Annotated in this window: 22 protein-coding genes; 16 read left to right on the top strand and 6 right to left on the bottom strand. The window is 35.5% G+C overall.

Annotated elements, in window-relative coordinates:
• Positions 1-52 precede the first annotated feature (52 nt).
• Positions 53-673: a flavin reductase family protein gene (locus tag QH639_RS19990; protein WP_131519611.1), complete on the bottom strand. Its 621-nt coding sequence runs from the start codon at positions 671-673 to the stop codon at positions 53-55.
• 105 nt (positions 674-778) lie between these two features.
• On the opposite strand from QH639_RS19990, the gene QH639_RS19985 reads away from it, so the two are divergent.
• The 5 genes from QH639_RS19985 (at position 779) to QH639_RS19965 (ending at position 6,657) form a co-directional block, all read left to right on the top strand.
• Positions 779-1,009, top strand: a complete 231-nt coding sequence (locus QH639_RS19985; protein WP_131520014.1) for an opine metallophore biosynthesis dehydrogenase — start codon at positions 779-781, stop codon at positions 1,007-1,009.
• Positions 1,010-1,279: 270 nt separating this feature from the next.
• Positions 1,280-2,107, top strand: a complete 828-nt coding sequence (locus QH639_RS19980; protein ID WP_131519612.1) for a helix-turn-helix transcriptional regulator — start codon at positions 1,280-1,282, stop codon at positions 2,105-2,107.
• An 82-nt stretch (positions 2,108-2,189) separates the two neighbouring features.
• Positions 2,190-3,176 carry an ABC transporter substrate-binding protein gene (locus tag QH639_RS19975; RefSeq protein WP_281115119.1) on the top strand — a complete coding sequence of 329 codons (987 nt, stop codon included), beginning with the start codon at positions 2,190-2,192 and terminating at the stop codon, positions 3,174-3,176.
• Between the two features lie 41 nt (positions 3,177-3,217).
• Positions 3,218-3,556 carry a cupin domain-containing protein gene (locus QH639_RS19970; protein ID WP_131519614.1) on the top strand — a complete coding sequence of 113 codons (339 nt, stop codon included), beginning with the start codon at positions 3,218-3,220 and terminating at the stop codon, positions 3,554-3,556.
• Positions 3,557-4,185: 629 nt separating this feature from the next.
• The gene (locus QH639_RS19965; RefSeq protein ID WP_131519615.1) at positions 4,186-6,657 is read left to right on the top strand and encodes an S-layer homology domain-containing protein; all 2,472 of its coding nucleotides are present in this window, start codon (positions 4,186-4,188) and stop codon (positions 6,655-6,657) included.
• Positions 6,658-6,845: 188 nt separating this feature from the next.
• On the opposite strand, the gene QH639_RS19960 is transcribed toward QH639_RS19965, so the two are convergent.
• On the bottom strand, positions 6,846-7,973 hold the full coding sequence (locus QH639_RS19960) for an acyltransferase (RefSeq protein ID WP_131519616.1): 1,128 nt from the start codon (positions 7,971-7,973) through the stop codon (positions 6,846-6,848).
• A gap of 287 nt (positions 7,974-8,260) precedes the next feature.
• Positions 8,261-9,253: an NADPH:quinone oxidoreductase family protein gene (locus QH639_RS19955; protein WP_281115118.1), complete on the bottom strand. Its 993-nt coding sequence runs from the start codon at positions 9,251-9,253 to the stop codon at positions 8,261-8,263.
• A 126-nt stretch (positions 9,254-9,379) separates the two neighbouring features.
• On the opposite strand from QH639_RS19955, the gene QH639_RS19950 reads away from it, so the two are divergent.
• The 10 genes from QH639_RS19950 to QH639_RS19905 all read left to right on the top strand — a co-directional run bounded on the left by QH639_RS19950 (position 9,380) and on the right by QH639_RS19905 (position 19,760).
• A complete protein-coding gene (locus tag QH639_RS19950; RefSeq protein ID WP_131519618.1) occupies positions 9,380-9,967 on the top strand; it encodes a TetR/AcrR family transcriptional regulator in 588 nt (195 codons plus the stop codon).
• A gap of 376 nt (positions 9,968-10,343) precedes the next feature.
• On the top strand, positions 10,344-11,249 hold the full coding sequence (gene rocF, locus QH639_RS19945; RefSeq protein WP_237899926.1) for an arginase: 906 nt from the start codon (positions 10,344-10,346) through the stop codon (positions 11,247-11,249).
• A 268-nt stretch (positions 11,250-11,517) separates the two neighbouring features.
• Positions 11,518-12,945: an amino acid permease gene (locus QH639_RS19940; RefSeq protein WP_004232450.1), complete on the top strand. Its 1,428-nt coding sequence runs from the start codon at positions 11,518-11,520 to the stop codon at positions 12,943-12,945.
• Positions 12,946-13,148: 203 nt separating this feature from the next.
• Positions 13,149-13,949, top strand: coding sequence for a DUF817 domain-containing protein (locus tag QH639_RS19935; protein ID WP_281115117.1), 801 nt, complete (start codon positions 13,149-13,151; stop codon positions 13,947-13,949).
• Between the two features lie 159 nt (positions 13,950-14,108).
• Positions 14,109-14,648 carry a pyridoxamine 5'-phosphate oxidase family protein gene (locus tag QH639_RS19930; protein WP_281115116.1) on the top strand — a complete coding sequence of 180 codons (540 nt, stop codon included), beginning with the start codon at positions 14,109-14,111 and terminating at the stop codon, positions 14,646-14,648.
• A gap of 268 nt (positions 14,649-14,916) precedes the next feature.
• Positions 14,917-15,609: a VanR-ABDEGLN family response regulator transcription factor gene (vanR, locus tag QH639_RS19925; protein WP_199768326.1), complete on the top strand. Its 693-nt coding sequence runs from the start codon at positions 14,917-14,919 to the stop codon at positions 15,607-15,609.
• A gap of 22 nt (positions 15,610-15,631) precedes the next feature.
• Positions 15,632-16,726, top strand: a complete 1,095-nt coding sequence (locus QH639_RS19920) for a sensor histidine kinase (RefSeq protein ID WP_244205601.1) — start codon at positions 15,632-15,634, stop codon at positions 16,724-16,726.
• 88 nt (positions 16,727-16,814) lie between these two features.
• Positions 16,815-17,732: a D-alanyl-D-alanine carboxypeptidase family protein gene (locus tag QH639_RS19915; RefSeq protein ID WP_131519623.1), complete on the top strand. Its 918-nt coding sequence runs from the start codon at positions 16,815-16,817 to the stop codon at positions 17,730-17,732.
• 220 nt (positions 17,733-17,952) lie between these two features.
• Positions 17,953-18,348, top strand: a complete 396-nt coding sequence (locus QH639_RS19910; RefSeq protein ID WP_281115115.1) for a VOC family protein — start codon at positions 17,953-17,955, stop codon at positions 18,346-18,348.
• 281 nt (positions 18,349-18,629) lie between these two features.
• On the top strand, positions 18,630-19,760 hold the full coding sequence (locus QH639_RS19905; protein WP_131519625.1) for a CamS family sex pheromone protein: 1,131 nt from the start codon (positions 18,630-18,632) through the stop codon (positions 19,758-19,760).
• Between the two features lie 31 nt (positions 19,761-19,791).
• Here the strand turns inward: QH639_RS19905 and QH639_RS19900 are convergent, their stop codons facing one another.
• Positions 19,792-20,262 (bottom strand): hypothetical protein, encoded by a 471-nt coding sequence (locus QH639_RS19900; protein ID WP_112117637.1) that lies wholly within the window; start codon positions 20,260-20,262, stop codon positions 19,792-19,794.
• A gap of 219 nt (positions 20,263-20,481) precedes the next feature.
• Here QH639_RS19900 and QH639_RS19895 point away from each other — a divergent pair, with 219 nt between their 5' ends.
• Positions 20,482-21,744 (top strand): NtaA/DmoA family FMN-dependent monooxygenase, encoded by a 1,263-nt coding sequence (locus QH639_RS19895; RefSeq protein WP_259419284.1) that lies wholly within the window; start codon positions 20,482-20,484, stop codon positions 21,742-21,744.
• A 34-nt stretch (positions 21,745-21,778) separates the two neighbouring features.
• Here QH639_RS19895 and QH639_RS19890 read toward each other — a convergent pair whose 3' ends face one another.
• Both QH639_RS19890 and QH639_RS19885 read right to left on the bottom strand, forming a co-directional pair.
• Positions 21,779-22,705 carry a TIGR03943 family putative permease subunit gene (locus QH639_RS19890; RefSeq protein ID WP_237899932.1) on the bottom strand — a complete coding sequence of 309 codons (927 nt, stop codon included), beginning with the start codon at positions 22,703-22,705 and terminating at the stop codon, positions 21,779-21,781.
• Between the two features lie 11 nt (positions 22,706-22,716).
• A complete protein-coding gene (locus QH639_RS19885) occupies positions 22,717-23,715 on the bottom strand; it encodes a permease (RefSeq protein WP_237899934.1) in 999 nt (332 codons plus the stop codon).

The raw sequence follows: 23,715 nt of genomic DNA, 5'->3' as shown, positions 1-23,715 counted from the left end.
TCAAATGAGAACCTGGTCTTTTTTTGTGAACCATATGTTTTAATCCCGATGTTTAGATCTCAGAGCGGAAGTTATTTCCAAGGTTGCTACCCAAACCAAAATAATGACGAAAATTATAAATTAGTGGACTCCATTTATTTGGATCAATATGATTTTCGTCAATAATTATTTCTTCGTGGGCATGTACTTGTGTCGTTTGGGTCTCGACGATAGCAAAATTAGGAGAATAATCTGGAATGCGAATATGTTTTACCTTTGCTTCGATTTGAATAGGACACTCCATAATTCGAGTAGGAATAACCGTTGTGGACTCAATAGGTGTTAAGCAACTAAGATCATATTTCTCTTTTCTAAATGTAAAACCGATCTGTTTTTTAAAATCTGGAACTGGATTTTTTCCTGTGTAAGGAGCTAACTGTTCCACGTTTTCCCAGAGAGAGGGGTCTGGGATATTTATGACACATGCAGGATGATGTTCTAAGTTTTCAATTGCCTTTCCTCCAAGACCAATCCCTAAAATAATGCAGTCTCCTAATACCCAAGAAGAAGATAAAGGGCTAATATTTACTGTTCCATCCTCATTTAACGTACTTAGTAAAATTACAGGAAATCCATAATATAAAATTTTAGGATTTATTTTTTTTGTATTTGGCATTTGTTTTATTATTTTCATTTTTAGTTCCTCCCATAAATGTTTTCACTGTCAGACTCATTGTAAAATATAAACATTTCGACGTTCATCGAAGTGTTGATTACAAAATTGATACTTCAATCTATAATGTTGAGCAAAGGTATAGTTTCAAGTCTCCCTATTGCGAAAGTCCTGAAAGTAACCAGTCCGACGCTTGATCATTTTGTACAAACTTATGAAGAAAAATTGTTACAAGTAGTAGCTTTATCTGAGAATCAAAGGCTTTCAGAAGCCTTCCAAATAAAATCTTTCTCACAAGAAATAGAGATAATTTGCAAGAAATTGCTTTTAGGAAGAGGACAAAAGATAGAGAAATGAAATGAGTGAGGTTGATGGATCTTTGGGTATAAGAGGGAGGCTTCAACTTAATTGACAATGATAATCGTTATCGATAAGGTAGGGGTAGGCGAGAGCCGTCATCCCTACCTTTTTATATTTTTAGTAATGAATAAGATGAAAACTATAATTCAATCCAACTACCGAGGACTACACCTTGAAAAAGCAGTAACTTATTGTGGTACGTGCAGTTTGCTGTATGACAAATATTGGTTTTCCAAACGAATGATTATTGAAATGAGGTATATAAGTATGAAAATCGACGTAAATCAGCTTGCAGAGCATTTAGCAAACACTCCTTTCCAAGTAAAGGGAATCTATCGATATTCTAGAAATACAGGTGTACCTTCCGCTGATTATACAGATTCTTTTCCAGGATTTGTTTTTCCCCTTTCTGGAAAAATAGAATTTCAATTTAATGGGACCCCTTACATCTTTTCGCCAGGAAAAGTTGTACATGGGGGAGCGAAGATGAAATTAAATCAAAAAAATTTTGATGATGCAAATTGGGAATATATTCTGGTTTTGTACAGGATATGTACGGAGAATTTAGCAGAGACAAGCTTTTCACATCAGCATTTTGAATTACCGATAGGACAATCTCCTCGTCTAATCGAGTTAATTATGCGTCTATGGCATGTATATAATCAGCGTGGAGGTATATCAATGTTTCAGACAGAAATGCTATTTCGTGATGTACTGAATGAAGCATTATTATGTGTGGCTAATCGACAGAATAGCTGTGCGTCACACACTCTATTCGAACGAATAACTACTTATATTCATGAAAACTATCATCAAAGCCTTTCCATTACCTCTCTTGCCGAACAATATAACGTTAATCGAAATCGATTATCTTATATATTTAGAAAGCATGCAGGGTTGGGTCCAGCAGAATATGTATTAAACTATCGTATAAACATGGCTCAAAAAATGCTATTTACAAGTGATGTGCCTGTACAACAAATTGCAGAAACGGTGGGAATTACTGACCCCTTTTATTTTAGTAGAGTATTCAAGAAGCAATATGGTATCTCTCCTACTGAATATCGAGATAAGTTCATCAATAATCCATGCTAAGTTCACCAAGCATCCATTCTCCGCCAAACATGACTTTACTATACTAAGTGTATATCAGAGATTTTATGTTGGAGGAATTTCAATGCAAAAGATTAATGGACTGCTATTTTTAATGCTACTACTAGCAGGTATATTGGGAGGTTGTCATAAATCGCCTGCTGAAAGTAAGGGGTTAACTACACAAGACATATCTTCATCAGCAGCTAATGTAGAAGAAACTGCGTGGCCTAGAACAATTAAAGATGCCCTAGGTAAGGAATTTGTCATCGAGAAAGAACCAGAAAAAATTGTTTCATTATGGTATTTTTACCCTGAAATTTTAGTTGCATTAGGTGAGCCACCTACAGCTTCTACTGATAAAGAATATTTATCCACTTTGTCTTATTTAAACGGTAAGCTAGATTCAACAGAGGAATTAGGCGATAAATTGTCTCCTAGTATTGAAAAAACGCTATCGATTGGTCCTGATTATATTTTAGCAACAGAACATCATGAAAAATTGTATGAATCCCTAGAAAAAATCGCCCCAGTCATTACGTTGCAATCACAGGACATCTACGAAGACTGGCAATACGGACTTCGTACAGTAGCCGAGATTATCGGAAAAGACGATGAGGCGGAAAAAGTAATTGATAAAATGATGAAAGATATCTCAGCAGGACGTGAAGCATTAAAGTCAATTCAAGGGGAGTCTGTAGCACTTATTTTGTCTTGGGACGGAAAAACGTTTAATGTTCTTGGTGAAGATAACCCTGTTTATACACTTGCTTTTGATAAAGAAAAGGGCTTGGGTCTAACACCAGATCATACATTTAAGGGGAACAATAATCAATTTGCTGCATTTGAAGGCATCTCAACTATTCAAGCAGACCATATTTTCCTTATCGGTGATATTACAAAAAAGGAAGCACTAATGAGTGAGTTAAATCAAAGCAATGTCTGGAAGAATATGAATGCCGTAAAAAAAGGGAATATTCATCTAATGGATACTTCTGCTATTACTGGAGGTCCATTAGCTATCGAGTACGCTTTGCAAAATATAACAGAAGCCTTACAAAAGGACGAATAATAGGAAAAACCTTTTCCAAAAGTAAATAAGGAGAGATGAATATGCAAGATCAAGCTATCAATATAAATGAGAAATTAGCCGAATTAAAGGAGCTTTGGTCACCGAAAATTATTGGTGAGATACACGATTTTCAATTCAAAGTGGTGAAGATTGCTGGGGATTTTATATGGCATGAACATCAAGGGGCTGATAAGGTATTTATTGTGCTCGAAGGGGAGATGTTTATTGCTTTTCGGGATGGTCAGGTGAAAATATCCAAAGGTGAGATGTTTATTGTTCCTGGAGGAGCGGAACACATGCCCTTTGCTGAAAAGGAATGTCATATTATGCTTGTAGAGCCTAAAGTTGCAGTAATGGCAACTGATATAGAGCCCGAATAACCAATGGCGGAAGAGACTAGTATTTTGTTTTTCCAACCAATAAAACAAAGGAGATCGTTTAGGAGATGTAAACGATCTTCTTTTGCTGTTCCTAAACTGGGATCTGTGTTATGCATTAATATTTTCTTCTATGCTATTATTTAATCTAATTTCCTTTAAGATGTAGTTCGTCTATAAAATTAATTGCTTTATCAGAGTGCTAGATGAAACTTTATAGGAAAAAAATATTATTATATCAAAAAAACAACAGAAGAAGATTTGAATAAAAATGTTGTTGTTTGTAAAACGCATCCAAATGGGTAGTTTTGTCGCTCTTCGTACTATTATTTCCTTATTTTAGAATTTTTTTATGAAAAGATTCCCTATATAACCAATGCAGTATTAAAATTACCTTATTTTTAGCGTTTATTTATTGGTAATGAAGTTATATTATTGTCTTGTAAAGCAAATTACAGTTTGATTGGGATATTTAATCATGGAAAATTTAGAAGATTGCTTTACATATAATTGGTTGAATTATTATTTGTGGGAACGATTTATACATATTTTTATAATTTTATAATTAAATAGCGCGATAATATTGTTCTCACAGAATAATATAATTTATTAAAATTCTGGAGGAATATACTATGACAAAACAAAACAAAGGTCGTAAATTTTTCGCAACTACAGCTACAGCAGCGCTTGTAGCATCAGCAATCGTACCAGTAGCATCAGCTGCAGAATTTCAAGATGCAGCTAGCATTTCATCTTGGGCAAAAGAAGCTGTACAATTTTTAACTGATAAAGGCTACATCCAAGGCGATGAAAAAGGAAACTTCAATCCAGCTGGTACACTTACTCGTGCAGAAGCGGCTGAAATTTTATCAAAAGCATTAGATTTAAAAGCTACTGGCACTGAAGATTTTTCTGATGTTAGTGAAAATGATTGGTTCTATAATGCAGTACTTGCAACTTCACCAGAATTATTTGATGGTATGGGCAATGGTAAATTTGAGCCTAAAGCTCAATTAACAAGAGAACAAGCTGCTAAAGTTATCGTTCAAGGCTACCAATTAACAGGTAAAGCAGATCTTAGCCAATTTGCAGATGCTTCTAAAGCTTCTAAATGGGCTGTATCTTACTTAGAAACAGCTGTAGAAAATGGTGTAATCAATGGTAAAGGCTCATTATTAGCACCACAAGATAAAATTAGCCGCGAAGAATTCGCTACAATGGTAAAACGTACGATTGATGCAGTTCAAGAAGTAACACCAGCTGTAGAAGCTGTAAAAGGGCTTAATGCAAAAGAACTTGAAGTGAAATTTAACACAGCTGTTGATGCAAAAGATGCAGCAATCACAACAAAATATGCTGTTGAAGGTGTAGCAATCACGAACGCAGTAGTATCTGAAGACGGTATGACAGTTACGTTAACAACTGACAAAGAAGTAAAATTAACAAATGGTAAAGTAACTGTAAAACCAATTAAAACAAAAGCGGATGCTAAAGTTCTAACTGAAGAGTTCAACAAATTAATCACATTTGCAGATACGACTCCTGTAAGCGTTAATTCTGTAGAAGCTAAAGGTACTACAGCTGTTATCACTTTCGACGAGCCTGTACAAAGTGAAGGAACAATCAGCTTAAATGGTACAGAACTATCAAAAGATCGCTATACTTTATCTGGTAAGAAATTAACAATTACTGGATTAACAGCAGAACAATCTTACAAAGTAGACATTGTTGGTGCAACTGACTTCGCTAATAATATCGCAAATCCTATCGCAGTTAACTTCACAGTTTTGAAAGCAGACGTTGATAATTCAAAACCAACTGTTTCTACAGCAGTGAATGGTACAGAAATTACGTTTGATTTCTCTGAAGAATTAATGAAACAAAATCTTAATGCAGATGCAGAAACTAAAGAATATGCAAAAGTAACAGTAGGATCAACTGTATTCTATTTAACTGATGCTGATATTAAAGATACAGAGGATAAAACTGTATTCACGATTGATGCTAAATCTGCTTTGGGTACAGCTACATTCATTAATACAAACATTAAAGTAGAAGGACAAAAAGATTTAGCTGGTAATGCAGGTGATGCATTTGAGTTCAATGCTATTCTTTCAAAAGATTTAACACCTGCTACACTTGTTTCTACTGCTACTAAAATGTTAGTAGCTGATGATGTAAATGCTACTACAGATGTTGATGCATTATACCTTACTTTTAGTGAGCCAGTAAAAGTAGAAGGGAAATTAACTGTTAAAACACAAAATGGTATTGCTTACACTACTGGAAAAGAAACAGCAGTAAAAGCAGATGCTGGTTTCGATGTAGATGGTAACGGTAAAATCGAGGGTGCAGAGAAAAACACTGTAAAAGTTGACATTGATCTAGATAGCAATTCAACATATACTTTCGAGTTATCTGCTAAAGCAGTAACAGATTTAGCTGGCAATGTAACTGCTGATACTGTTACTTTCAATGTAACAACAGGCGTATTTGAAGCTACACCTGAAACACCAACAGATTCATTAGTATTCGGAGCTACTCCAGTTGTTGTAATTGACAATAACGTATTTACAGTTGAGTATGCTAAAGATGTGACGGCAACAGCAACAAATGCTGCTAACTACACACTTGGAGGAAAAGAACTTCCTGCAGGTACACAACTTCAGTTTGTAGATGGTACGAAGAAAGTAAGATTCACTTTACCAGAAGGTTCTATCACAGCTAATGGTAATTATGTACTTGAAGCTAGCAATGTAGTAGATACAAAAGGTAACACGCTTAAAGGTGGAAAAGTGACGGCTCAAGTAGCACTTAAAGAAAATATTGTTCCTGTTGCTACTAAAGTAACTGCAGTAGATAGCAAAACATTTACAGTAGATTTCTCTGAAAATATTGCTGATCAAGCTGCTCCAACAGGTGTTACTGTTAAAATTGCAGGATCAACTGTAGAACTTGCTTCTATTACAGTAGCTGGTGGTAAACTTACTGCGACAACTAAAGCTGACTATGCATTAACAGACAGCATTGTAGTTGAATTCAAATCAACAAACCTAGTTGATGCTAATAACAATAAAGTAAAAGACGGTTCTATTGCAAAATAATTAAATCGTTCATTGAAAAGCCCTGTGGAGAGTTCTCTACAGGGCTTTTTTATTAGTATCTTCTTATTTAATGATATACCCCTGAAGAAACCTAAATTTTTTAAACAATTGAGCAAAGGTAAATACGCAAATAAATACACAGCCAGTTGACGGAAACAAATCGACGACTGGCTGTGCATATTGAACGGCTATTTGTAAGGGAATTTGCTCGGGATAGGTCCAAAGGCAATCCAATGGTACTTAAGGAATCTGCCCATCAATAGCACGACCATCCATGGAACGAAGAGGGCAAAGATAAAGCCCCCAATGCTCCAAAGATGATACAGAATACTATTACCGCCAGTACTTAATTGTCTATAAAGGAAAAGGAAAAATGGATGTAGTAGATAGATGCCAAACGATACTGTTCCCAGATTGATCAAGCGATTTACAACAGTTTGGTTCCATTTATCATAGATCCAGAAAGAAAGCTGTAATAAGACAATACAGGCTGTTAAAGATTGTAGCTGAAAAACTAGCTCAAATATTGTGCTGTTCACTATATAGGTTTGTGATGTATAAACAAAGTAATATAAATAAACATTATATATAGTAGAAATTAGCCATATACACCACACAAAAAGTATCTTGATAGGAAAATTTTCTTTTTTTAGTTGTAGCCATCCTTTGTATTTTTCAAAATAAATTCCTAAAAATGCCCCTGCTAAGAAATAAAAGAGATAGGAAAAAGCGATACTCCCTCTATAGGGATACTGCCATAACTCAGCGTTTAATAAAATAAAGACCCATTGAAGAACGAACCCAATCCAAATTAAATAAGGAGATAGTGCTGGTTTTTTCTTTAAAATATATAGGAATAATGGGAACATAAGATAGAATTGAACAATAATAAAAATATAGTATAGATGCGTATACGCTTTGCCTAATAAAAGTTTTTCTAGAAATTCGATACTAAATAGAGAACGCCATGTGTCTACTAAATCATGTGTCACATAAAATTGCATTGCTGCATAATAAAAAATAGAAAAAAAGAGATAAGGAATGAGTATTTGGGTCACTCTTTTTTTATAAAAATGAATGATAAGCTCCTTTGTTAAATCCTTTTGTATATAATTGTAAAATAATACAAAGCCACTTAAAAAAATAAAAGCAGGGACAGCGAATTTAGGGGAGATATTGAAAAATACATAAAATGGATATAATTTTGAGTCACTAGATAAAGCCGTTACAGGTGTACTAGTAGAATGAATAAGAAGAACAGCTAGAATGGCTAAAGCCCGTGTAATAGCTAATTCATTAATATGTGCTCGCTTCATACGATCATCTCCAAAGTATTAATTATAGTATTGAATTCCCAGAATACGGCCTACATACTCTATTGGTATGCTTGTTAGTACAAATTTAGACAAGCTTTGTTGCCTAAATTTGTCTAAAGGAAACAAGTGGGTTGTTCATGAGCTACTATAAAGCGCTTATATGTCAGGGAGATGTCAACAATAAAAAAGCTACCACGCTCGCTTTGCGTAGTAGCTGTATGTTGTTATTTGCCAACTAGAATTATTTTCTGGGAAATAGAATAAAGAAGGAAGCTTAATTAAACTCCTTATAATGCAACAAGGATTCTACCTCTTGCTTGACCCTTCAGTAAAATAGGTAAAACATCAGGAAGTTGTTGTAGTGTTACCTCTTGCTGAATAAAATCATTAAGGTTTGCTGGTTTGAAATCAGTCGCTAGTCGATGCCAAATGTTCAATCGAATGTCCATTGGGCAATAAACAGAATCAACTCCAAGTAAACTCACGCCTCTTAAAATGAAGGGAAATACACTTGTAGGAAGCTGTGTACCTGCCGTTAAACCACTACATGCAACAGCCCCACCATATTGAATTTGGCTTAATAATGAGGCAAGTGTCTCTCCACCAACAGAATCAACAGCACCAGCCCATTTTTGTTTGCCTAATGCTTTAATTTTTCCATCATAAACCTCTTCACGATTTACTATTGTAGTAGCCCCGAGTGATTGTAAATATTCATGTTCAGATTCTTTTCCTGTGCTCGCTTCAACTTGATAACCCAGTGTTGAAAGAATAGATACGGCAAAGCTACCTACACCTCCTGTAGCCCCTGTCACAAGAATTTTCCCCTTTTCAGGATGAATACCATTTTCCTCTAACTTTTGAACAGATAATGCAGCTGTAAATCCTGCAGTACCAATTACCATAGCCTCTTTGAGGGAAAGCCCTTTTGGAAGCGGTACAATCCATTGTGCTGGGATGCGGGCATATTCACTAAAGCCACCAAAATGGGAAACACCTATTTCATAGCTAGTCGCAATGACCTCGTCACCAATTTTAAAGTGAGAATCCTCAGAAGAAACAACAGTCCCCGCTAAATCAATGCCAGGAACAAAAGGATAAGACGTAACGATTTTACCATCAGGAATAGAGGCAAGACTATCTTTATAATTAATACCTGAATAACTAACTTTAATTAATACCTCACCCTTTGGTAGATCTTCTAAAGTTAACGTGTTCACTTTCACTGTAAATGCATCATCTTTATTGACTACTAACGCACTAAAATTTTCTGCCGTCATCGTAAACGTCCCCCTACAATTTTATTCCATTAAACAGTATCAAAATTATTCTGACCGGTCAATATAAAATTGGATTGTTGCTACTCTTCATGTATAATAACTTCTATCAAGTCATCGGAGGCTCCTATGAAAAAGAAAGAGGAAGAACGTAAAAAACAGATTATGAAAGCAGCCTTTAACGCTGTTTCACAATTAGGTTATGATAAGGTTACACTACAAGACATAGCCAATCATGCCAGTGTCTCAAAAGGGGTAGTTCACTACTACTTTACAAGCAAACAAAACATTTTATTAGAATTACTTGAATCCACTACGAACAAAATCTACAGCTATGAAATACAAGAAATAGGCAAGCATCAAACAGCTATAGACAAGCTTCATGCCTACTTAAATGCTGTATTTGTATCGCCTATAGAAAATAAAAAATTTTACAGGGTTTATTTAGATTTTTTAGCTCAGGCAAATAGCAATGAAGAATACAAAAGAATTAACTTAAAATTTTATGAGAATTGCTGGGGAATTGGGCAAGAAATTATTGAATTAGGAAAAAGAGAAGGTGTCTTTAGTTCAGACATTGATTCCTTAACCTATGCAAAAATGATGCGGGCAATGATTGATGGTTCATTAATTCAGTGGTTAACCTGCGATTTAGAAGAACAACATAAATTTTATAAAGAAACCTGTTTGACTAGTATTGTGCGATTATTAAAATAGGTATTTGAAAAGCCTTATTTACTATTGTAGTAAGGCTTTTTTTTGCCGTTAAAAAGAAGAATAATTGAATGATTTTGGAAAATATTTATTAACATATTGCATTTATAGATAAAATTACCGTCAAAATTTTCGGAAAAAACTATAAAAAAAGAACAGTTTTAATATTTTGTTTAGTAATTTTTTACAAAAATACACACTTAAAAGGGAAAAAATGTTTTGTTATGCAGTGAAATAGCGTTTATGCATTCGTTTATACAAGAAAAAATCTATGTTTTTAATAATTTAAACTGTATAAAAATTTAAAATAATGTCGAGTTGAGTCAATGTTGCAATTTCTTTATACTGTGAAAGTAATTATTGGAGAGGAGAAAACATCATGAATAAAGAAGTGACAATTATTGGGGTGCCCATGGATTTAGGTCAAACAAGAAGAGGCGTAGACATGGGACCAAGTGCTATCAGATATGCAGGGGTAACAGAACGACTTGAGAGCCTTGGTTATTCGATTTACGACGAAGGGGATTTAACTATTGACTTCGTACACGAAGATAAAGACGCAGAAGGAAAGACAAACTTAAAAAATTTAAAAACTGTCACAGAAAGTAACGAGAAGCTAGGCCAAAAAGTAGACCATGAAATTTCTTTAAACCGTTTTCCTTTAGTATTAGGTGGAGACCATAGTATTGCTATTGGAACATTAGCAGGAGTTTCCAAGCATTATGAGAAACTAGGTGTCATTTGGTATGATGCCCATGGCGATTTAAATACTGGTGAAACATCTCCTTCAGGAAATATCCATGGCATGTCTTTAGCTGTAAGCTTGGGCCTTGGACATCCAGCACTTACAAATATCGGAGGCTATGCGCCAAAGGTAAAGCCTGAAAACGTTGTTATCATTGGTGCGCGTGATTTAGATCCAGGAGAAAAAAAGCTTATTAAGGAAATTGGTATGAAGGTATACACGATGCATGAAATTGATCGTTTAGGAATGACGAAAGTAATGTCAGAAACGATTGACTATTTAAAGGAGCGCACAGACGGTGTTCACCTATCATTAGATTTAGATGGACTGGATCCAAATGATGCACCAGGTGTAGGCACGCCAGTAGCAGGTGGTATTAGCTATCGTGAAAGTCATTTAGCTATGGAAATGCTGTCAGAAGCAAATATTATTACTTCAGCAGAATTTGTTGAGACAAACCCTGTATTAGATCAATACAATAAAACGGCTATTGCTGCGGTAGCTTTAATCAGCTCACTATTTGGCGATACATTACTTTAAGCCATGAATAGAAGTCATTTTGTATCCCAGAAGGAAGAACTTTTCTTAAAAAATTAGGTCGCGACAACCAACTATAAGAAAGTAGCTCTCCCTATAGTAAGTTTACAATACAATTTAGCTATTCAATAGCCTTTATTTTGTCAGAAAATTGACAGTTCATAAAATATATAAAACAGTTTATCTATTAACATTCAAATTTTAGATTGTTATCTGTTTTGTACGAAAAAAAGAAAGTGCTTACACAGATAATGAATGTAAGGAGTTTTTTATGGCAGCAGAACAATATGAATTAAAAAGAAGTATGAAAGCAAGACACTTATTTATGATTTCACTTGGTGGATGTATTGGAACTGGTTTCTTTCTTGGATCAGGCTACACGATTAACCAAGCTGGGCCAACTGGTGCCATCCTAGCTTACTTAGTAGGCGGAGCAGTTATGTATTTAACAATGCTATGTTTGGGTGAATTGTCTGTTGCTATGCCGGTATCAGGTTCATTCCAAACGTACACAACGAAATTTATCGGTCCTGCTACTGGTTTTGCCGTTGGATGGCTATACTGGCTAGGTTGGGCAGTAACTGTTGCTCTTGAGTTTTTAGGGGCTGGACAACTAATGCAAAGATGGTTTCCTGATTCACCAGTATGGATGTGGTGCCTAATATTTGCAGCACTACTCTTTGTATTGAATGGTTTATCAGCAAAAGCATTTGGTGAAGCAGAATTTGTCTTCTCCAGCATTAAGATATTGGCAATTATTATGTTCCTTGCGGTTGGTGGAGCAGCTATGTTTGGGCTAATCGATATGAAAGATGGAACAAATGCCCCATTCCTTACTCATTTTTATGAGGGTGGATTGTTTCCTAATGGTGTAACAGCACTGCTTATTACAATGATTACCGTGAATTTTTCATTCCAGGGTACAGAATTGATTGGTATTGCTGCTGGGGAGAGTGAAAATCCTGAAAAGACTATCCCTAAATCTATTAAGCAAACTGTTTGGCGTACGCTGTTCTTCTTTGTGTTATCCGTATTTGTACTTGCAGCAATGATACCAATGGATAAAGCAGGGGTGGTGGAAAGTCCATTTGTAGTCGTATTAGATAGCATAGGTATTCCATATGCAGCAGATATTATGAATTTTGTTATCCTAACAGCCTTATTATCTGTCGCAAACTCGGGTCTTTATGCTGCAACACGTATGCTGTTCTCACTATCTGTCGAAAAGATGGCAAGTCCCGTTTTAGGGAAAGTTAATAAAAGAGGTATCCCAATGAATGCATTACTAATCACACTCGCTGTAGCAGGTCTGTCTTTACTGTCAAGTGTATTTGCTGCTAATACAGTCTTTGTGTGGTTATTATCTCTAGCAGGCTTAGGTGCACAAATTGGTTGGATTGCGATTACAGCATCTCAAATTGCATTTAGACGCTCCTATATACGCCAAGGAGGAAAAGTAGAGGATTTAAAATTCAAAGCGCCACTGTATCCAGTGATCCCTATTTTAGGTTTATTAGCGAACTGTATTGTTATGGCAAGCTTGGCTTTTGATCCAGCTCAACGTTTAGCACTCTACTGTGGTGGAGCATTCTTCATTGGTTGTTATATCGTTTATTATTTAAAAGTGAAAAAAGTGACGAACTTAGAAATAAACCAACAAGAAGTCCAATTAAAATTAAATCAAAAAATATATCTTTAATATCAAAGAGTAGCTACTTACATGGCTACTCTTTTCTTCATAGATAAGCAACAACAAAGACGTATTTAACAAAGAATAGTTCCAGTAATAAGAGAAAATATTTATTGTTTTTCGATAAATAAATATTGAAATATGATAATTTATCGTTTATTCTTCATACAAGAAGCAATTTAATTATGAACAAGTTCATTTGAGGTGGATTCATGTTGAAGAATTTTTTAAAGGACTTAGGAGTCTTTACGTATCAACAATCATTATCTTGTATTTTTCCTGTTGTGATATTTGCTACACTTGCACTCTCTAAAGCCATTCAAATACCTGGGGTAGGAAGATATGACTTTATTCTGGTAATCTGTCTATTGACTCAGTACTTGATGTATAAATTTGGTTTAGAAACAAAGGATGAAATAAAAGTCATTTGCTTGTTTCACATTATTGGGCTCGTGCTTGAACTATATAAAGTGAATTTCAATTCATGGTCATATCCTGAAGAGGCGTGGACAAAAATAGGGGGTGTGCCTTTATATAGCGGATTTATGTATGCGAGTGTAGCAAGTTATATTTGCCAAGCCTGGCGTAGGTTTGATTTAAAAATTGTAAGCTGGCCAAAAAGTTATGTAGCTATTCCACTTGGAGCCATTATCTACTTGAATTTTTTCACACACCATTTTATTTATGATTTTAGATGGCTGTTAATGGCACTACTATTTATTGTGTTTTATCGTACTGTTGTAAAATTTACAGTACGGAACAAAGTCTTTAACATGCCCATCGTTGTATCGTTCTTTTTGATTGGCTTTTTCATTTGGATTGCTGAAAATATTGCAACGTTCTTTGGAGCATGGTCCTATCCGAATCAAGAGGTGTCTTGGTCAATTGTTCATTTTGGTAAAATCAGTTCATGGTTTTTACTTGTAGTCATTAGCATTATGATTGTTGCGCAACTTAAACTATTCTATCGTGATGTAGGTGAAAATTTGGAGAAGAAATCATTCAATATATGACATTCATTTGTAGAACTAGAGAACTTCTAAGAAAATAGTATGGGCTTTTGATAAACTAGTATTTTTACCTTGTACCCATGCCCTTTCATCGAACTGTCCCTTTTTTAACGTGCAATACTGCTGTAGACTCCTTTTTAGAAGAGGATAGGGGGAATGATAATGGTAACAGATATTCGGATGATAAATAGAGCTTGTACAGATGAAAAACAAATTAAACAATTATTAGAAGGCGCACAAACTGCATTTCTTGGTATGGTAGATCAACATATGCCATATGTTATTCCGCTAAATTATGTTTACAAAGACGGAAGTTTTTATTTTCATGGTGCCAACGAAGGAAGAAAAATAGATATTCTAACAAATAATCGGAATGCATGTATCACAATAAGTGAAAATTATGGAACAATGGTAGACCCTATTCCTGCTGAGACTGATACGGCTTATATAAGTGTAGTAGCAAATGGGTTGGTGGAATTTGTTACGGATTTAAATGAAGCTACTGCTGCTATGCAGGCAATGCTTGATAAATATGTACCAGATTATTACCAAGCACCCTTATCAAAAAAGCATATCGAAAAATATCAATCTTCTTTAGGGAGCAAAACCCTTGTGCTGAAAGTGAAACCGACCAGTATAACTGCAAAAGAGAATAAATTAAATAAACAAATGCTATATTACGCAGGTAGAGTGGTAACATAGGATATGAGTCGAAAATCTACTACTACAGCAATCAATCCAACAAATTAATTACCAGAAAATGTGAGGCTTGGGATATAACCTAAGCCTATTTTTGATGTAGTAATAGTTCATTATGAAGCTATCTATGATTTTGTTAATATAAACCTATTAAAAGTAGAGCTGGAAAGATGTTTTCATCTAACTACCCTAATAATAGATATAGTCATGCGTAAGTGCTATAATGCCTGTGAAAAATCATTGGAAAACAAGCGGGGAGAAGGAGAGGGCAATACAGTTGAATATATTAGTTGTTGACGATGAAAAGGAAATTGCAGATTTAATAGAACTTTACTTAAAAAATGAAAACTATCATGTATTTAAGTTTTATACGGCTCAAGAGGCTTTGGCATGTATTGAGCATGAGAAAGTAGATTTAGCTGTTCTGGATATTATGATGCCTGATATAGATGGGTTTACTATTTTACGAAAAATCCGAGAAACACTAAATTTTCCAGTGATAATGCTTACGGCAAAGGAAGAAGAAATCGATAAAATAAATGGATTTTCTCTGGGAGCAGATGATTATATAACAAAGCCATTTCGTCCATTAGAGTTGGTTGCTCGTGTAAAGGCACAAATACGAAGGTTTACTTTCTACAACCAAGGTTCGAAGCAACAGGAAGATATCATTGATTTTGCTGGCTTGGTGATTAATAAAAACACACGACAAGTCTTTTTAAATGAAAGGTCCATATCCCTTACACCTACGGAGTTCGCTATTCTTTGGTATTTATGTGCAAATCGAGGGACAGTTATTAGCTCAGAGCAATTATTCCAAGAAATTTGGGGGGAAAAGTACTTTAGCAGCAATAACACGGTAATGGTTCACATTCGACATTTACGGGAAAAAATGAAGGATGCTGCGGAGAACCCAAAGTATATTAAAACGGTTTGGGGAGTGGGGTATACCATTGAAAAATGAGTTTGGCAAACTGAAAAGGAAAATGGTTCTACAAATTATTTCGATACTTGTCATCGCTAGCATCATAGGCTTTTTTATTAATTTTGCATTTATTGATGGGGTCTTACAAGCTCCCTTTGCAGATGCTTTTATTGCTTTTTGTGAAAATGTCTTGCAACTTGATTATTATGCTGCAAGCAATGCCTATCATGTGTTATTTCGACAAAATAAATCGCTTTGGCTTGCGATAGGATTTATTTTATTATTATTGATTATTTTCTATATCGCCTTGTCTCGATTTACCCGATATTTTCATCAAATTAGTTCAAGTATTACCATGCTTGCTGATGAGTCAGGGAAGGAAATTGAGCTCCCAGCTGAACTCGATTTTTTGGAAAAAAAATTAAATAACGTGAAATATAAATTAGAAAAGCGTGCAAGGGATGCACAAGAAGCTGAGCAACGAAAGAATGATTTAGTTGTCTATTTAGCGCATGATATTAAAACACCTTTAACATCCATTATTGGCTACTTAAGTCTTTTAGATGAAGCGAGGGATATGCCGGTAGAGCAGAAAGAAAAATATGTGACGATTACATTAGATAAATCTTATAGACTGGAACAACTAATCAATGAATTTTTTGAAATAACCAGGTTTAATTTACAATCCATCATTTTAGAGAAAGATTCTATTCCTTTACAACATATGCTAATGCAAGTGGCCGACGAGTTTTATCCATTGCTGGCACCAAAGGGTCAAAAAGCCATCGTCAAATTAGATGAAGATATTACTATCTATGCAGACGGTAATAAGATAGCAAGGGTATTTAATAATATTTTAAAAAATGCAATTGCCTACAGTGATCCAAATAGTACAATTGAAATTAGTGCGCAAAGCGAAAATAATCAGACATTTATTTCGTTTACGAATACAGGGAAGACGATCCCTCCTGAAAAATTAAAAATGATATTTGAAAAGTTTTACCGCTTAGATAGTGCAAGGTCTACCCAAACAGGAGGTGCTGGGCTTGGTTTAGCCATTTCTAATGAAATTGTACAGGCCCATGGCGGAACCATTACCGCAACTTCTAGTAATGATACAACCGTATTCACCGTGATGATTCCAACCAATTCTTAAGAAACCTTAAGAATTCACTAATAGTAAATTAAAAATAAGCTCCTTTTTTTATGGTTGAATAAAAGCATAAAGAGAAGGAGTTGTTTTTATGTTCAAGAGAAAAGGTATATTGAGTTTATTGTTCTTATCCATACTGATTTTCGTTTATTTACTATTGAAAGAATCGCCAATGACTTTACGTCAGGAAATAGATCATGCACCAAAAGTAGTACAAACAGCCAGTCAGCATATGCTCGATCTTGATATGTACAGTTCGAATGCAATTTTAGTGAATTTGGATGAAAATCAAATTGTTTTAGATAAAAAAAGTGAGGAAAAGATTTATCCTGCTTCTTTGACAAAAATGATGACGGTTCTAGTCGCGATAGAGCAGATCTCCAATTTACAAGAAGAAATCATTTTACCTAAACATATCTTTCGGGATTTATTAGAGGAAAATGCGTCAGTGGCGGGCTTTCTCCCAAATGAAAAGCTGACAGTAGAAGATTTGTTGTATGGCTCTATGCTGCCATCAGGTGCAGAGGCATCACTAGGTTTAGCTGAATATGTTGCGGGGTCAGAACGTGGATTTGTGAAACTGATGAACGAAAAGGCGCAGCAGCTAGGCATGAAAAATACGCACTTTGTGAATACAACTGGACTCCACCATTCAGATCATTATACAACTGTAAAGGATATGTCTTTACTTTTACAATACGCCTTAACAAACGATGATTTTCGAAATGTTTATACAGCAGAAAGATATTCTATAAAATCAACAAACCTTCATCCGGAAGGCATTACTTTTACCAGTCGCATGTTTCAGCATATGACGTCAAGTGCATTGCCAGGAGGGGAAATTTTAGGTGGAAAAACAGGCTATACAGAAGATGCAGGCTTATGTTTAGCAAGCTTAGCCCTTATAAATGGACAAGAATATGTGCTAGTGACAGTAGGAGCGGACGGCAGCCCTAGAACGGAGCAATATAATATTACCGATGCCATTTCGGTATATAGTCAATTATAACTAGCCCTAATAGTGTGTGATTAGAGAATAATTCATTTTCTAGTCACACTTTTTTGTAGTTGTAAAAATAATAGAATTGAATAATAGATGGGAGATTCCATATAAGTCTCTATAAACCAACGTGTTGTTGGTATGGCAGAAATAATTTATTAATTTTAATCTTCAGAAAAATGATCTATAGTAAATATGATCAAATACATTCATCTTTAAGGAGGATACTATGGGGAGATTAGTTCATTTTGAAATTCATGTAAGTAATATGGATCGGGCTAAGGATTTTTATGGGGAAGTTTTTGGATGGTCATTTCAGGACTGGAGTGAATATGCAGGCATGCCTTACTTCGGTGCCGTGACAGGTGAAGATGATGAACTTGGCATTAATGGTGCTTTAATGCAACGCCAAGGGCCTCCACCAGAAACAAACCAAGCGTTGAATGGCTTTGCTTGTACAATGGGTGTTGAAAGTTATGATGTAACGGAAGCAAAAATTCTTGAAAACGGGGGCAAAGTAGCCATGCCAAAGTACGCATTACCAGGAATGGCATGGCAAGGCTATTATATTGATACGGAAGGCAATGTATTTGGTATTCACCAGCCCGATAAAAATGCCAAATAGTATTGAGGATAAATCGCTCTAAGAAGGTGGGAACCCGCCCCTAAAGAAGCGAAAACCCGCTCTTAAAAGTGTGAGAGCCGCTCCAATGTAGTGAAAAACCCACTCATTAGCAGTTGAAAGCAGTAAGACCTATGTTCGAGAAAACGAGCATAGGTCTTTTTTGATTATCTGATAGGTAAATGGGGAGATTTGTAAATATATAATGTTTTATTTTGGTAAATTTGGTATCGTTGAATGAGGTAATTTATCAAATGATACATAGTATGCAAGGAGAAATAGCAATGAAAAAAAGAAGCTTTATGTTATTTTTATTCGCACCAATATTGATTTTAGCATCTTGTAGTAGTGAGGACGAAAGTGTTACTGCTAATGAGAAAAAGTATATTTCATCGATACAGAAAAAGGAGGTCTATGAGATTCAACAGCCTGCAAAAGTCAATATTGCTAGAGGTTCAATCATCAATAATATGAATAATGCTTTAAATATTAATGAAATTGAAAGAGGACTCATGAATTTATCGGTGAATCATTTCTCAACTGACAAGTTTTATATGCAGGAAGGTCAATATCTGGAAGAGAAAATGATCAGCCAATGGTTAAGTAGAAAAACAGATGAAGGTATTGGGTTAAATCCAGCCATTGAAACTAGAAGTGACAATGTGCTAGAGGATGAAAAAAAGTATCCTTTGATTCTCTCACATGTGTTAGAACAAAATTTTATTAATAAAGAAAATAACAAAGTAGAGGGACTATCGATCGCGATCTCGTTAAATGAATTTTATGATATACGAGTTTCCGATGCCAATGGTTTAATTTACACAGGCCAAGTGAAAGTAGACCAAAATGATGATGATATCAACGATGTTAAAAATTATGGGAAGGAAGTAGCTAAAAGGATTCTTGAGGATATTAGAAAAAATGAAAAATATCCGAGAGTCCCTATTTATTTAACTTTATATCAAGAATCTAATATCAACGATATTATTCCAGGCATATTTTTAGCTGAAACCTTTATTCCTAAAGATGCAGATACCATAACAAAATGGTTTGATATAGATAAAAAGCATTATATATTCCCATCAGATGCTTTATATAGTTTGGACCAAAATATGTATAATAAATTATTAATTTTTAAAGAGGATATTCAAGGTGGATTTAAACATTTAAATCCTAAAATCATGGGAAAACTTCGTTATGAAGATGGCAAATTAACAGATATTAATCTAGAAATACATGTACCACTGGTTAATGATATTGAATTAATTGGCTTGTTACAGCTCACTAGTACAAAAATAAATACAATTTTATTTGACTATATCCCCATCACCATTCGGGTAATCGATCAGAAGCAGGATGTTGGAATTGTTCTCTGGGACCCAACGGAAAAACAAATTTTTGCATCACCTATTTGAATAGAAAAAAGCTAAAGGGTGAAGCTCCATATTAAATTTCGTAACTTGTATTTATATCTACTGTAATTGAAGAACCATCATTATTATCAAATTTCATGAACCATTGACCAGCTTGGCTTGCATCCAACTCGTAAGTTGAAGTAAATGATTGTCCAGATTTAATGATTTCTCCGTCTATCCAAACCGTTCCATTAGGTGCAGTCAATATAAATCTAATAGATTGTGAGCTGTTATTTTTCACATAAATTTGAATTGTATCAGTGCCATTACTAGGTGCTTTAAAATTAAAGCTCATCGAACCCTGACCAGTTGGAAAGGTAGAAGACGTTGTAAGAAGGGAATCATCACTTTTTTCAGCTGTGGGGGTAGAATAAGATTCCTCAGCAGAAGCACCTAGGTTCGGCGGAATAGATGGTTGGAGTATAGGATCTTCTATAAAAGATGCTCCACCAATTGGAAATATAAAAAGAGTAACTATAAATAAAGAGGGAAATTTTCTCATGATTCCTCCGCTTAAATATATTTGAATTATCTCAATGATACCTTTATTTAACTTTATAGTAAATATTAGTTTGGTTGCTTATTTTTCATTTGTAGAGGACCTTCAAAAACTTAATAGTATTTCATTGCAATCTCTGCCATGAATGATTATTATGAAAATGATAATCGTTATCAATTAAAAAGAAGGAGAGTAGCCATGAAAAGACACCTTATTATTGGAATGCATTTAGCTGTTTACGGTAATCATGGCAAACAGGGTGCCTTGATAGAAGAACATATTGCATTTGCGCAGCGTGCTGAAGCAGCGAAATTAGATTTTGTATTTAAGGCGGATTATTTAACAGCTCATCCAGAATTAATGGCTAAAATGAAAGGAACAGTTGGCTTAGACCCTAACTTTTTAATGGCGATGGTGGCAAGAGAAACGAAACAGATTGGCTTAGTAACAACGATTTCCACATCCTTTACGCCACCTTATCTGATTGCGCGTCAATTGCAGTCCTTAAATTGGATTAGCGAAGGACGAGTTGGATGGAATATCGTAACCTCTATAGATGGCGCTCATAATTTCAGCAATGAGCCCATGCCTTCTTCCGAGGAGCGTTATGCTAAAGCTGCAGAATGTACAGCGGTGGTCAAGCAATTATGGCATAGTTATCCCTATGAAACATTAGAAATGGATGGGAATTTAGAGAAAATAAAAGAGCTTGTTAAGCCAATGGAGCATAAAGGCGAATTTTTCCATATAAAAGGTCCCTTAAATCTCCCAATGCATCCAGCAGGAGAGATTCCACTCTTCCAAGCAGGAGCGTCGGATGTTGGGCGGCAATTTGCGGCTACTGTTTCCAATGCGATTTTTGCGGCTACACCAGCCATGGAGGTGGGTATTGAGATGCGTAATGATTTGCGTCAGCAGGCTATAGAAGTAGGTCGTTCAGCCGACGATATTCGCTTATTACCTGGACTCTATTTCTTTATAGGGGATACATATGAAGAAGCACTCGAAATGCACCGACAAGCACATGCACATTTAACACTTGAGCGGCGCTACAGTGCTTTAGAATCTGTGATTGGCATGGATGTTCGTCATTTGGCACTTGAAGATCAGGTAACGGTTGATATGCTGCCATCAAAAGATCAACAAGTACGTAGTAAAACACATGCAGATTTGGTACGTCGTTATATTGTAAACAATGAACCAACTGTCGCAGTATTGTTAGCACGTCCAGAGGTAATTGGCTCAGCTCACCTTGTAGCAATCGGTACACCACAGGATATTGTCGATCAAATCGTTACTTTTTATGAAGAGGGTGCATTGGATGGCTTTATTGCCATACCAGGCGGACCTGCGAAATCTTTGGATTTGTTCTTTAGCGACGTTATTCCCATGTTAGTAGAGCGGGGTTTATTCAGAGCTGAATATGAAGGCAGCACATTACGTTCCCATTTAGGCTTAGATGTGCGATCCCCCATTAATAGCTGAAAAAGGGCAAGCCATAAGCTTTGCCCTTTTATTGCTAGAAGCTCATTCGAATATTAATAGGATAAAGATAAGGTGATTCAGGTTGTTCGATTGTTACCCAATCATCAATATGGATAACAGGTAAGCTTGTACCCTCATATGTTGTTTGACTAATTGTACCGACCACTTCAATCCATGTATCTTCTGTGAGTGTAGGGACCTCAGGAAACTCTGTCAGAAAGCCGACGATACTGGCATCGGCGACGCAATGCGTAATAAGAAATCTTGAAATCACTAGTTGCTTTTCTGTAAAACTTTCTTCTTTTAAAACAAAGCCCTTCAACTGTATTTTCTTCCCCAAATAGTTAGCCAAATTTTGATTAATTTCTTCATAATAAATCGTGTAGTCCTCATCGGTCATTTTTAGCATGGATTGTTGGGATAGCTGTTGCTTTAATTGCTCATATTGTTTTTTTGTCATTTCCTGTTTTTCCTCCGTCAGTCGGGGATCAGCTTCATGTTCATCATAGATGTTTTCATCAATCGTTTCATTTGAAGTGAGGTAATCCTCTATTTTAGATGATTGATTTTGCTGGGTGAGAATAAATGCACCACCTTTTTTATCAGCGATGGATGCATCTAAAATTTTTGCTGGCACGAAGAAGCCTGTCATTATTGGTGTCATGATAATGAGGTAGGCTATCATTTTTTTTCGGGTAAAGGCTGTGTGACCATGGTCGTGATGGGAGCAGCATGCTTGTCCCGTTTGATCACATGAATGGGGAACCTTTGAAAAAGGTATAATTCTTGTCACTTGAACAAGAAATAGTATAAAAAATAAAATGGCGGCTGTTTTACTCAGCCCTTCATATTTAGGGTTGATAAATTTTGTTAGTTCTCCGGTCCAATGCAGGTTGGCAATCATAGCCGAAAAGGCGAGTAACATGAAGGCTCTTAGCGCTTGTTGAACGTGAAATTTCATGGTTTTCCCCCTTAGAGATACGCTGAAAGAATCCATATACTAATGTAGACAACTGTAGCCACTAAGGCGATTAACCAAAAAACAAATTTTAAACGAAATACGCTCATCAACATAATGGTATTTTTCAAATCGATCATAGGGCCAAAAATAAGAAAGGCCAGAATGGATGGAGTGGAGAAAATAGCACTAAAGGATGCGCCAATAAAGGCATCTGCCTCAGAGCAAAGTGACAGAATGAAGGCTAAGCCCATCATAACTAGAATGGAGGAGGGTTCACCTTCTCCAATGGCTACGAGTGTTTTGGTAGATATATAGGTTTGTACAAAGGCAGCTAAAAATGCTCCGATAATTAAGTATTTACCCATATCAAAAAATTCATCGATGGCATGTTTGACCATATTTAATAATTTGGTGAAGAAGGATGTTTGTTGACTAGGGATTGTTAATGAGTAGGGCTGTAAAGAGCTCTTAAATTGGGAGCCTTTAAAAAATAAGCTGATAAGTAATGCTACTCCAATAGCGATGACAAAGCCAACAAGCATTCGAAGGCTCGCTATTCTTAAATCATTTCCAAATGCCATATAAGTAGAAAGAATAACAACGGGATTAATAAGTGGACCAGTTAACATAAAGCCTATAGCTGCATGTATAGGTACGCCTTTGACAATCAATCTTCTAACAATCGGAACAATCCCACATTCACAGGCTGGAAATAATGCACCTACAAGACAACTCATGATAACTGCCATCACAGGGTTTCGAGGAATCCACCTTTGGATATGTTCCTCTGTTATAAAAATCTGAATAAAGCCAGCAATCAGTATTCCAATTAAGACAAATGGTAATGCTTCAATTAAAATACTTAAAAATATCGTATTTAAATTGAGTAGAGAGGAACTAAGGTCGTTTAGAGCTGAGACGTTGAATAACAGTAGTGGTAGCATGCCTAGGAATAAAATGAAGAGCAACCAAAAATTCAATACATATTTAGAAAAATGGAGACGTTCCAC

Source organism: Lysinibacillus sp. 1 U-2021 (genome assembly GCF_029916965.1).
In the GTDB taxonomy this organism is placed as follows: Bacteria; Bacillota; Bacilli; order Bacillales_A; family Planococcaceae; genus Lysinibacillus; species Lysinibacillus capsici.
This window is presented reverse-complemented; position numbering and strand designations above follow the sequence as displayed.